The organism is Pseudoalteromonas sp. SWXJZ10B (assembly GCF_015864475.1).
Taxonomy (GTDB): domain Bacteria; phylum Pseudomonadota; class Gammaproteobacteria; order Enterobacterales; family Alteromonadaceae; genus Pseudoalteromonas; species Pseudoalteromonas arctica.
Genome location: NZ_JADYXD010000021.1, coordinates 61,075 through 72,867, shown reverse-complemented (window position 1 = coordinate 72,867; position 11,793 = coordinate 61,075). Strand labels below are relative to the sequence as shown.

The window sequence follows — 11,793 nt, the reverse complement described above, 5'->3', positions numbered from 1 at the left end:
TCGATAGCTCAGTCGGTAGAGCAGAGGATTGAAAATCCTCGTGTCCGTGGTTCGATTCCGCGTCGAGGCACCATTTATTGAGAAGCCTTGCTTATGCAAGGTTTTTTTATTTTAAGTGCTTTATAAAAGTTCTCAATTTTTAAAATTGAACGTGCCTTAGCACACAGTTTTGTGTGCCGACTTAGCTCAGCTGGTAGAGCAACTGACTTGTAATCAGTAGGTCAACCGTTCGACTCGGTTAGTCGGCACCATTTATTCAAAAGCCTCGCTTATAGCGAGGCTTTTTTGTTTTCAACTTGAGAATTAAAAATACCCATAGTTAAGAGCAAAGCAACTGACTTGTAATCAGTAGTCTGTATAAGTTATCCGTTCGACTTAGTTAGTCGGCACCATTTATTTAAAAGCCTCGCTTATAGCGAGGCTTTTTTGTTTTCAACTTGAGAATTAAAAATACCCATAGTTAAGAGCAAAGCAACTGACTTGTAATCAGTAGTCTGTATAAGTTACCCGCTCGAGTCGGTTAGTCGGCACCATTTATTCCAGTAACTTAAAGCAACTGACTTGTAATCAGTAGTCTGTATAAGTTATCCGTTCGACTCGGTTAGTCGGCACCATTTATTTAAAAGCCTCGCTTATAGCGGGGCTTTTCTGTTTCTATATGTCTAATACCAATCCGCAATAATACTTAATTAATTTGAGTAAGAAAATCTGCCGTTAACTGCGTTAAAAATTTCTGATATAAGACAAAAATAACGAAATTTTTGCCTTGTTATCGACACGATTTTCTTACCTCAAAATAGATCACTTAATTAAGCGAATTGGTATAATCTCTTAGACACACTACAAAAAGTTAATTTTTTATTATTAAAAATTGCTGATCATTTGCTCATTTTTACCGTATAACTGGCTATTATGTTAGTTCATCGCTAGCTATGTAATGTTATGTAAAGTAGGTTGAGCAAAAGTTGCCAAAGTGCTTGAATTACGTTCATAAATAGCAGTAATTTAGGTTTAATTATGATTTGGCAATGCAAGCCAACCCTATTGGCAATTAGTGTGATGCTGCTTAGCGGCTGTGCGAGTGATTTTAACTCGTCGCAGCGCATGCAAGCGCCTAATAATATGCCACAGCAATGGCAGCAAGAAGCATCAAGCTCGGTATTAAAAGTACAAGAGCAATGGCTTACACAATTACAAAACCCTACGCTTAACAAATTTGTGCAGCAAGCACTTAAAAACAATCAACAGCTTTTGCAAACTAGCTACGATGTAGAAATTCAAAAGCAGCAACTTATTGTATCGAGCGCGGCACTTTGGCCTAGCCTAGATTTATCAACACGTACAAGTCGCAGTAAAGACAACCGCCCAGTGAGCTACGATAACGCAAGCTCCGTAAGTTTAGATTTAACATACGAAGTTGATTTATGGGGTAAGCTATCTGATTCAAAACGCGAAGCTAATCTTAACTACTTAGCGCAGCAGGCAAGGTTTGAGCAAGCTAAACAACAGCTTGTGGCTGATGTGGCAACAGGTTGGTTTGATGTTGTAACATCGCAACAACTACTCGATTTATTTAAACGCAGAGAAGCGAATGCCCAGCAAAGCCTTGATATTATAGAATCGGGTTACCGCCAAGGTATAAACGAAGCACTCGATGTTTATCTTGCCCGTAATGAGCTCAATACTGAGCGCGCTCGTATTGCGACTCAAACAGCGAACCTATCGGCCTCAGCACGCGTACTAGAACGTTTGCTAGGTGAATACCCAAAGGGTGCCATTACTGCTAGTAGCGACTTACCCGTTATTAATACCGATATCCCACTAGGCTTGCCTTCTGAACTTATAACACGTAAACCTACGCTGCGAGCAAGTTGGTATGAACTTTTAGCCACCGACGCTTCACTTGCGTATGCGCACAAGCAACGCTTTCCAAGTTTAGATTTAACAGCTTCTTTAAGTGATAGCACCGACAGAGTAAGCGACTTGTTTTCTCCATCAAGTCTTGCATGGTCGTTATTAGGTAGTATTTCGGCACCACTTTTTGAAGGCGGACGCTTAAAAGCGAACGAAGAAATAGCGCGCCTGAATACTCAAAAGCAGGAGCAACTTTATTTGCAAACGCTTTACGAAGCATTTGGTGATGTAGAAAATGCAATTTCGCAGCAGCAGTCTCTTAAAGCGCAATATAGCAGTACTCTTGAAGCGCAAGAAAACGCGCTTGCAGCAGAGCAGTTATCATTCGAGCAGTATCAAAGTGGCTTGGTAACTTATACAACGGTACTTGATGCTCAAGACCGTTCTTTTGACGCGCAAAGTTCTTTAATTGAAATCAAAAATCAATTAATAGCTAACAGAATTAACTTACACATTGCCCTTGGTGGTGATTTTGCAAAACCCTCAAGTGAACTAAAGAGCAATAACGATGAAAACTAAAACTGCAAAAATTTTAATCCCTGTCGTAGTTATCGTGGCGACTTTACTAACTGTTATGTTTATTAAAGGTAACCCACCTGAAGCTAGGCGTTCAGGTAAGCCACCTAAAGCAATAATAAGTGTTTCAGCGCTTGAGTTAAAACCGCAAAACTATCAAATTATGATAGACAGCTATGGTACGGTAAAGCCGCGTACACAAAGCTTATTAGTTGCTCAAGCATCTGGACAAATAATTACAGTAAGCGATGAATTTAGAGAAGGTGGTTTTTTTGAAAAAGGCGATGTGCTTTTAAAGTTAGACGATAGAGACCATCAAGCTGAAGTTAAATCAGCGCAAGCTAATTTATTAAGCGCAGAGCAAAGCTTGCTTGAAGAAAAAGCCCGTGGGCAACAAGCTGTTACTGATTGGCAGCGTTTAGGTGGCTCTGAAAATGCCAGCAGCTTAGTGCTACGTGAACCACAATTAGCAGCCGCTGAAGCTGAGGTTTTATCAGCGCAGGCTACACTTGAAAAAGCACAGCTTGATTTAGAGCGTACAGAAGTAACTGCGCCTTACGCTGGGCGTATACTCAGTCGCAGTGTTGACTTAGGGCAAGTAGTGAGTAATAACACGCAACTTGCAACTATTTATGCAATCGACAGCGTAGAGATCCGCCTACCGATTAAAAATAAAGATTTGTCGTTTGTTAACCTACCAGAGCAATACCGTGATGGCGCTAAAAACCAAGCTGGTTCTTTAGTTGAGTTTACCTCTGATTTAGTAGGAGAGCAGCAATGGAAAGGGCAGCTCACACGTACTGAAGGCGCTATAGATGAAAATGCACAGCAGCTTTATGTTGTTGCTAAAATTGATGACCCATACAAAGCGACAGCTAATAATCAATATCCTATAAAAATAGGACAATATATAAAGGCGCAAATTACCGGGAAAACAGTGTCTAACGCACTCATAATTTCCAATAGTACAATTTACCAAGGTACGTACGTTTACATTGTTGAAGATGGTGTACTTAAACGCAAAGACATTTCACTTGCTTGGCAAAACGCTACACAGGCAATGATCAAAACAGGCCTAACTGCTGGCGATAAATTGGTGCTAACACCACTTGGACAAGTTAGCTCAGGTACTCAAGTGAGTATTTTAGGTGAGCAAAATGCAGAGCAAACTAAAGGGAAAAGTGCGCAGGGGCAAGGTAGAGGAAAACGCATGTCACAAGAGCAGCTTGAGGAAAAAGCAAAAGAGCTTGGTATTAGCGTTGAAGAGTTAATGAAAAAGCGCCGCGCTGAAAAACAAGGAGGCAGATCATGATAGCTTGGTTTACTAAAAACCATGTTGCTGCCAATTTATTATTAGTAACATTATTATTGTCGGGGCTTTTTAGTTTATCAAATAAGATACCGCTTGAAGTTTTTCCGTCTTTTGAAACCGATATGATAAGCGTAAATGTAAGCTTATTAGGCTCAACACCAGAAGATGTAGAGCAAGGTGTAACTATACGAATAGAAGAAGCCGTACAAGATTTAGAGGGCATAAAGCAAATATTTAGTCGCTCTTCTGAAGGTTCAGGCTCTGTGACAATAGAAGTGGAAAGCGGTTACGACCCTCGTGAGCTTTTAGCTGATATAAAAAGTCGTGTAGACGCAATTAACACTTTTCCAGCCGATGCTGAAAAGCCGATAGTAGCGCTTGCTGAGCGAATTCGTGAAGTTATCGCGGTTACCGTATCGAGTGACTATGGCGAAAAAGAAACCCGCGAATACGCAGAAACAGTACGCGATCAAATCCTACGTTTACCTAATGTAACGCAGGTAGAGCTAAGTGGCGTTCGTGATTACGAAATAGCCATTGAAGTAAGCCAAGATATTCTTCGTCAGTACGATTTAAGCTTGGCACAAATATCGAGTGCTATTTCTAACTCAAGCTCAGATATTTCTGCTGGTAACTTAAAAACAGAAGGCGGGGACGTACTTATAAGCTCTAAAGGGCAAGCATATCGTAAAGATGAATTTGCCAGCATTGTTGTTAAAAACCAAGCCGATGGCACTATTATTCGCTTAGGTGATATAGCGACTATAAAAGACGATTTTGAAGAAACACCAGTACGTACTCGCTTTAATGGTAAGCAAGCTGCATTTATCGACGTATATCGAATTGGTCCACAAAGTGCGATTACAGTTGCTGACGATGTTAAAAACTACATAAAAGAGCAACAAAGTTCTCTCCCACAAGGGTTTGAATTAAGTTACTGGGATGATGATTCGGAGCTGGTTAAAAGTCGTATTTCGACCCTTACTACCAATGCTTTACAAGGCGGTATTTTAGTACTCGCTTTACTTACTTTGTTTTTACGCCCTGCAATTGCATTTTGGGTATTTATTGGTATTCCGGTTTCGTTTATGGGCGCGTTTATAGCTATGCCTATTTTTGGCGTAACCCTTAATATTATGAGCTTATTTGGCTTTATATTGGTACTGGGGATTGTTGTTGATGACGCCATAGTTACCGGCGAAAACGTTTACACCCACCTAAAAACGGCTAAGTCGGGCGAGCAAGCCGCAATTTTAGGTACTCAGGAAGTAGCAACACCAGTAACATTTGGTGTGTTAACTACCGTTGCTGCCTTTTTACCTTTGGCCTTTATTGAAGGGGCGCGTGGTGCCTTGTTTGCACAAATACCGGTAGTGGTTATTCCGGTATTATTGTTTTCATTGATTGAATCTAAATTTGTACTACCAGCACATTTAAAATATATAAAACTACGCCACGAAAAAGGCGAACCTTCAAAGTTTGATGTTATTCAACAGCGTTTTGCAGATGGATTTGAAAACGCGATTTTAAAATACTATCAACCCACTTTAAATTTAGCACTGCGCCATAAATTGGCTTCGGTAAGCTTGTTTATTGGTGTATTTGTTATAATTTTAACCATGATCACCAGCGGTTGGACTAAGTTTGTATTTTTCCCGCGCATACCAAGCGAAACAGTCCGCGTTAACTTAACACTACCAACAGGTACACCGTTTGAAGTAACGAATAAATACGTAATTGACATGTCGCAAAAGGCGCAGCAATTACAAGAAAAGTACCGCGATCCAGATACTGGCGAAAGCGTTATTTTAAATATATTAGCCACAACAGGCGGGCGTGGTGGTGTATCTAATTCAGGCTCTGTACGCTTTGAAATAACACCGGCTGAAAAGCGTGAATCAGACATAGGATCACGAGAACTTGCCAGCGAATGGCGCGATTTAATTGGAGTCATTCCAGGTGCCGAAAGTTTAACGTTTAGAGCCGAAATTGGCCGAAGTTCAGACCCAATTGATGTTCAGCTTAGCGGCACTTCGTTGACTATTTTACAAGACGTGGCTGATCACATTAAAACCCGTTTATCGACCTATCCAACGGTATTTGATATTGCCGATAGTATGTCCGACGGTAAAGAAGAGTTACAAATAGAGCTTACGCAACAAGGTTTAGCGCTGGGCTTAAATAGAGTCAATGTAGCTGGGCAAGTACGTAACTCGTTTTTTGGCTCGCAAGCACAACGTATTCAGCGAGGCAGAGACGATGTACGTGTAATGGTACGCTTACCTATAGATGAGCGCCGCTCTGTAGCTGACCTACAAAACATACTTATAAATACGCCTGATGGAGGCTCAGTGCCTTTATCGCACGTGGCAACACTTACTGCTGGGCAAAGTCCATCAACTATTAATCGAATAGACCGTTACCGCACATTGAACGTAACAGCCGATATCGAAAAAAATAATACCAACATGACCATACTGCAGGCTGACCTAACGGAGTATTTAGATGGGTTAATGCAGCAATATCCTGGAGTAGATTACAAACTAGAAGGTGAGGCTAAAGAGCAAAGAGAGTCGTTTGGTTCGTTGGCTTGGGCACTTGTGTTTGTATTTTTTATTATTTATGCGCTATTAGCAATACCGCTTAAATCTTACTTACAACCAATCATAGTAATGAGTGTTATTCCATTTGGCATGATAGGTGCTGTGGTAGGACATTGGATTATGGGAATGGACTTAACTATTATGAGTTTACTCGGTATGCTTGCGCTAACCGGGGTGGTGGTAAATGATTCGCTTGTACTCGTTGATTTTATTAATAAAAAGCGCAGTGAAGGTGGTAAAGTTCTCGATGCTATAAAAATTGCAGGTGCATCACGTTTTCGCCCTGTAATGCTAACTAGTTTAACGACCTTTATTGGCTTAATGCCATTGCTGTTTGAAAAAGCGACTCAGGCACAGTTTTTAATACCAATGGCGGTGAGCTTAGGGTTTGGGATTATTTTTGCTACCTTTATTACCTTATTGTTAGTACCAATAAACTACATGCTAATGGAGCGTTTTCAAGGTTGGTTTAAATAACTTCACTCTTAAATACGTGATTATTAAAGCTGTAGGTAAGCAATTACCTGCGGCTTTTTTATAAGCTAAAAAGTAATATTAGACAATTGAAGATAAGTGAATAAAAAATTTAGATAAATATAAGAATAAACAGGAAGGTTAATTTTTTTTGATAAAGCCTTTTAAAGGCGAGGGTTTGCTAAAAAGGTGTTCCCCAAGATACGGTACTCGGTTTCAGTCCTGAAACCAGAAGGTTTCAGGGCGGGAATCTGCGGTTTACCGTAGGCTTCTCGGTACATGCCGAGCCTGCACAATAGTAGACGAACAGAAACCCTGGTATAAAATTTATCGGCTCAGGGACTTAACTAAGCTCCGGTACCCCAGGGAACAATTTAAGTATATAAGACATAATCCAATCCTTAAACCCCAAACGTAAAAAATTAAACCGTTCGCTTAGTTTTTCCGCACCTTTAACTCATCATTTACTTTATCGCATGGTTTTTGAGCTTGATCATACAATTAATTGGAGTTGCTTTTTATCGAGTGGTAGCATTGCCTTAACTTGCAAAGCGAAGATTCGATTATGAACGATTTACCCGATTACGAAAAAGCTCAACTGCTTTTAGAAAAAAACGAAATATTTGTATCACCTGCCGAAGCGCATGGTGTGATTAGTGGTTTACTTGCGTGTGGTTTAACCATTGACGACAAAGAATACTTAGGCCTTTTGAGCGATGTGTTTAACGATGGTGAATCGTTTAGTAACGATTTAAAGCAGTTTTTTGGCACTATTTATAAGCAAGTAGTCGCGAGCTTTAATGATGATGAATTTCAGTTTGATTTATTTTTACCAAGCGACGACGAAACACTCATCGATCAGGCTAATGGCCTCGTATCATGGGTAGCGGGTTTTATGCTTGGTTTTGGTTTAAAGCAAAAAGACTACGGTAAACTATCGAGCGATGTTAAAGAAGTTATTACTGACTTTAGCGAAATCACTCGCCTAGATACTACTTTTGAAGAAACCGAAGAAGACAGCCAAGCGCTGCACGAAGTGATTGAATATGTGCGTGTATCAGCACTACTTTGTTTTGCAGAGCTTGGTAAAGAGCAAAGCACGCAAAGTACTAAAAAAACACTTCATTAACTTTTAAAAAGCAAAACGGGTTGGTTAATAATGGTTGAAGTACAAAAGTCAGAATTTAAAGCACGTCGCGAGCGCTTACTTGCTCAAATGGATGAAAATAGCGTTGCTATTATTCCCGCTGCGAGCGAAGTGACGCGCAGCCGCGATACCGAATATGCGTTTAGACAAGACAGCGACTTTTTTTACTTAACTGGCTTTAACGAACCCGACGCTGTTTTAGTACTGTGTAATAACAGTGATGCACCCAGTACTTTATTTTGCCTAGATAAAGACAAACTTGCAGAAATTTGGCATGGCCGCAGAGTTGGCTTTGATAAAGCTAAAAGTGACTACCTGTTTGATGAAGCTTACCCACTCAGTGAATTAAACGATAAGCTGCTAGATATACTAAATGCAAAAGATGCTATTTATTTTGCACAAGGCGCCTACTCTTCATTTGATACCAAAGTGTTTTCGTTACTAGGTACACTTCGAAGTGGCTCTCGAAAAGGGCTCAAAGCACCGAGTACTTTAAAAGAAGTACGTGGCCTTATTCATGAAATGCGTTTGTTTAAATCGCCAAGCGAGATAGATGTTATGCGAGAAGGCTGTGAAATTAGTGCGCGAGGGCACATGCGCGCTATGCGTTTTTCACATGCTGGAGCTACTGAATTTCAGCTAGAAGCTGAGCTACATCATCATTATGCTATGAATGGTGCGCGGCACCCGGCGTACGGCACAATTGTTGGCAGTGGCGACAACGCTAATATTTTGCACTACACACAAAATAGCGATGTATTAAAAAATGGCGACCTAGTACTTATAGATTCGGGTTGTGAGCTACAAGGCTACGCTGCTGATATAACGCGAACTTTCCCCGTAAATGGAGAGTTTAGCGAGCCTCAAGCCGCGCTTTATAACATTGTACTTAAAGCGCAAGAAGTTGCTTTTGATGAAGTTAAACCCGGTGGTTACCTGTCGCACGCCAATAAACTAGCAATGGAAGTAATGACCCAAGGTTTACTCGAACTAGGTATTTTAACCGGCGACTTTGACGAGCTAATGGCAAAAGGTGCGTGTAAAGAATATTACATGCACGGGCTAGGGCATTGGCTTGGTTTAGATGTACATGATGTTGGCGATTATAAAGTAAATAACGTTGAGCGAGCATTTGAGCCGGGTATGGTACTCACCATAGAGCCAGGGCTTTATATAAGCGAAGACTCAAGCGCACCGCAAAAATACAAAGGCATTGGTATTCGTATCGAAGATAACTTGTTAGTTACCGAAACCGGCCATGAAAACTTGACCCTAAGCGTACCTAAAAAAATTAGCGATATAGAAGCACTTATGCAAAGTGCTAAAAACGTATAAAGCTCGGAGAATCTAGTGACTAAGCAGTTTGATGTAGTTATTATTGGCGGTGGTTTAGCGGGAGCAAGCTGCGCATTAAGTGTGGCTAAAACTAATCCCGCGTTAAATATTGCCGTTGTAGAAGCTAATCAAGTAACTGGCGATTACCACCCAAGCTTTGACGACAGAAGCATTGCACTTGCTCAGCAATCGGTAGAGTATTTACAAAGCCTCAATTTATTTGAGCAAAATGCCCCTTACACCGCAGCAATCAAAAAAGTGAGCGTGTCTGATAGAGGCCACTTTGGCAAAGCGCACATTAATTGCGATGAATTTGCTAAGCCCTCACTTGGTTACGTAGTAGAAGTAAATCCATTTGGCCGAGCGCTCCACCTGCGTTTAACGCAGTCAAATATTACGCTTTTGTGCCCCGATAGCGTAACTGCCATCGAGAAAACTCTGCATAGCAATACACTCACCCTACAAAGCGGCGAGCAATTAAATGCAGCACTATTGGTTATTGCTGATGGCGCACAATCACCAACACGCAATTTACTCGGGCTTGGTTTTAATACCCTGCCTTATGAACAAGGCGCTATTATTGCTAATGTAGAAGTGGCTGGTGGGCATAATAATCATGCCTTTGAGCGCTTTACACAAAACGGGCCTATGGCGTTATTACCCATGAGCAATAACCGTTATTCGTTAGTGTGGTGTATGCGCCAAGAGCAGGTTAAACAGCACATGGCACTCAGTGAACAAGATTTTTTAAGTGCCCTGCAAAGCGCGTTTGGTTATCGCGGTGGTCAATTTACTAAAGTAGGTATGCGCACGAGTTACCCGCTCGTTTACGGGCAAGTTGAGTCTTTAACTGCGCACCGTACAGTGGTTATTGGTAATGCTGCACATGCTATTCATCCTATTGCAGGGCAAGGTTTTAATTTAGGCCTTCGCGACGTACAAGTACTTAGTAATTTAATAGCAAATAGCCAACACGATTTAGGCAGCTATGCGTTTACACGTGAATATTCAAAAAAACGCAGTGATGATATAAAAACCGTAATGAGTTTAACCGACGCACTTGTTAGGCTTTTTTCGAATTCATCGCGAGTGCTCGCATTGGGGCGCAGTATTGGGTTGTTTTCGATGGATTTATTTCCCGCATTAAAAGCGCCATTAGCTAAACAGTTAATGGGGCAAGTTAAACAAGGTAGGCGTTTATGAAGCAAGCACAGGTTTGTATTGTAGGTGGCGGCTGTGTAGGGCTAACACTAGCACTTGGATTGGCAAAAGCCGATATAAGCGTAGTTGTACTAGATAGCGCACCGACACAAGCGTTACCAACTGACGAATATGGTTTGCGCGTAAGTGCGTTAAGCATTGCAAGTCAAACCTTGCTTGAACAATTAAACGTATGGCCCGAAATTATCGCACAGCGAGCGTGCGCTTATACACATATGGATGTACGTGATGCCGACAGCTTTGGCAAAATAGCGTTTAATAACGAGCAACTTGAGCTTGAACATTTAGGCCATATTGTTGAAAACGACATTATCCGCTTTGCGCTTATAAAAGAGCTAGAGCAACAAAGTAGTGCAACACTAATGTTTGATACACAGTATCAGCAAATACATCAAAGCGAATCTGATGTATTTATAACACTTAAAAGCGGCGAGCCAATTATTGCAAAACTGCTGGTGGCGGCTGATGGTGCAAATTCAGCTATACGTAAACAATTTAATATGGCGCTTAGCTTTAAAGATTACGATCACCATGCGCTAGTCGCGACAGTTAAAACTGAAGAGCAACATGCAAACACCGCACGCCAAGTCTTTTTACCAACAGGGCCACTCGCGTTTTTACCATTGAGCGATGAGCATACTCATTCAATTGTGTGGTCTACCAGCCCCAATCATTGTGATGAATTATTAGCAATGGACGACACCGCCTTTAATAAAGCCGTAATGGCTGCAATAGATGGTCAATGTGGCCTGTGTGAAGTGCAAAGTAAGCGCGCGGCTTTCCCACTTAAAATGCGCTACGCCCAGCAATGGGTTTCAGGCAAAGTGGTACTCATTGGCGATGCTGCACATACAATCCATCCACTTGCAGGGCTTGGTATGAACCTAGGCCTAAAAGATGCGGCTTATTTAATTGAGCATTTAACAAGCGATAGCAGCAAGGAGTTTGCAAGCACTCGCACACTGCGCGATTACGAGCGCACTCGTAAGCTCGATGCACAAAAGCACATCGCTATGATGCAAGGGCTAAAAGAGTTATTTGAAGGTGCAAACCCAGTTAAAAAACTTATTCGTGGAGTAGGGCTATCATTAGTTGATAATCTTGGGGCAATCAAGCACCTGTTCGCCAAAGAAGCGATAGGAAAGTAACGTAGGTTGGGAAGAGCGAAGCGAAACCTAACGAAAAAAAGTAGCTAGTTATTCGCTTTTACTAAAAAAACCGATGTTTAATTTAAACATCGGTTTTTTATTGGAATAAATTAAGTACTTCCT

At 41.2% G+C, this 11,793-nt stretch carries 7 protein-coding genes, 1 tRNA gene and 1 other RNA gene; 8 read left to right on the top strand and 1 reads right to left on the bottom strand.

From position 1 onward, the window contains the following. The first annotated feature begins 175 nt into the window (after window positions 1–175). The 4 genes from I6F54_RS16295 (at window position 176) to I6F54_RS16280 (ending at window position 6,822) form a co-directional block, all read left to right on the top strand. Window positions 176–251, top strand: a tRNA-Thr gene (locus I6F54_RS16295). Window positions 252–1,017: 766 nt separating this feature from the next. Continuing rightward, complete coding sequence (locus tag I6F54_RS16290; protein ID WP_197142303.1) at window positions 1,018–2,433, top strand: efflux transporter outer membrane subunit; 1,416 nt, start codon at window positions 1,018–1,020, stop codon at window positions 2,431–2,433. Continuing rightward, window positions 2,423–3,742: an efflux RND transporter periplasmic adaptor subunit gene (locus I6F54_RS16285; RefSeq protein ID WP_197142300.1), complete on the top strand. Its 1,320-nt coding sequence runs from the start codon at window positions 2,423–2,425 to the stop codon at window positions 3,740–3,742. The genes I6F54_RS16290 and I6F54_RS16285 overlap by 11 nt, the downstream gene beginning before the upstream one ends. After that, on the top strand, window positions 3,739–6,822 hold the full coding sequence (locus I6F54_RS16280; RefSeq protein ID WP_197142298.1) for an efflux RND transporter permease subunit: 3,084 nt from the start codon (window positions 3,739–3,741) through the stop codon (window positions 6,820–6,822). Before I6F54_RS16285 ends, I6F54_RS16280 begins: the two co-directional genes overlap by 4 nt. A gap of 186 nt (window positions 6,823–7,008) precedes the next feature. Here I6F54_RS16280 and ssrS read toward each other — a convergent pair. Beyond that, a non-coding RNA gene (gene ssrS, locus I6F54_RS16275) (6S RNA) lies at window positions 7,009–7,191 on the bottom strand. A 193-nt stretch (window positions 7,192–7,384) separates the two neighbouring features. Here ssrS and I6F54_RS16270 point away from each other — a divergent pair. The 4 genes from I6F54_RS16270 to I6F54_RS16255 are packed head-to-tail and all read left to right on the top strand — an operon-like array spanning window position 7,385 to window position 11,670. Further along, entirely contained in the window at window positions 7,385–7,948 is a 564-nt protein-coding gene (locus tag I6F54_RS16270) for a UPF0149 family protein (RefSeq protein ID WP_007587323.1), read from the top strand. Window positions 7,949–7,978: 30 nt separating this feature from the next. After that, complete coding sequence (gene pepP, locus I6F54_RS16265) at window positions 7,979–9,301, top strand: Xaa-Pro aminopeptidase (protein ID WP_165741539.1); 1,323 nt, start codon at window positions 7,979–7,981, stop codon at window positions 9,299–9,301. Window positions 9,302–9,316: 15 nt separating this feature from the next. Beyond that, on the top strand, window positions 9,317–10,504 hold the full coding sequence (gene ubiH / locus I6F54_RS16260; RefSeq protein ID WP_165741537.1) for a 2-octaprenyl-6-methoxyphenyl hydroxylase: 1,188 nt from the start codon (window positions 9,317–9,319) through the stop codon (window positions 10,502–10,504). Next, the gene (locus I6F54_RS16255; protein WP_165741535.1) at window positions 10,501–11,670 is read left to right on the top strand and encodes an FAD-dependent monooxygenase; all 1,170 of its coding nucleotides are present in this window, start codon (window positions 10,501–10,503) and stop codon (window positions 11,668–11,670) included. The genes ubiH and I6F54_RS16255 overlap by 4 nt, the downstream gene beginning before the upstream one ends. The last annotated feature ends 123 nt before the right edge of the window (window positions 11,671–11,793 follow it).

Excerpts from the sequence above, each read along its gene's own strand:
- pepP (WP_165741539.1), top strand. The coding sequence starts at position 7,979 with ATGGTTGAAGTACAAAAGTCAGAATTTAAAGCACGTCGCGAGCGCTTA.
- I6F54_RS16270 (WP_007587323.1), top strand. The coding sequence starts at position 7,385 with ATGAACGATTTACCCGATTACGAAAAAGCTCAACTGCTTTTAGAAAAA.
- I6F54_RS16280 (WP_197142298.1), top strand. The coding sequence starts at position 3,739 with ATGATAGCTTGGTTTACTAAAAACCATGTTGCTGCCAATTTATTATTA.
- I6F54_RS16285 (WP_197142300.1), top strand. The coding sequence starts at position 2,423 with ATGAAAACTAAAACTGCAAAAATTTTAATCCCTGTCGTAGTTATCGTG.
- I6F54_RS16290 (WP_197142303.1), top strand. The coding sequence starts at position 1,018 with ATGATTTGGCAATGCAAGCCAACCCTATTGGCAATTAGTGTGATGCTG.
- I6F54_RS16255 (WP_165741535.1), top strand. The coding sequence starts at position 10,501 with ATGAAGCAAGCACAGGTTTGTATTGTAGGTGGCGGCTGTGTAGGGCTA.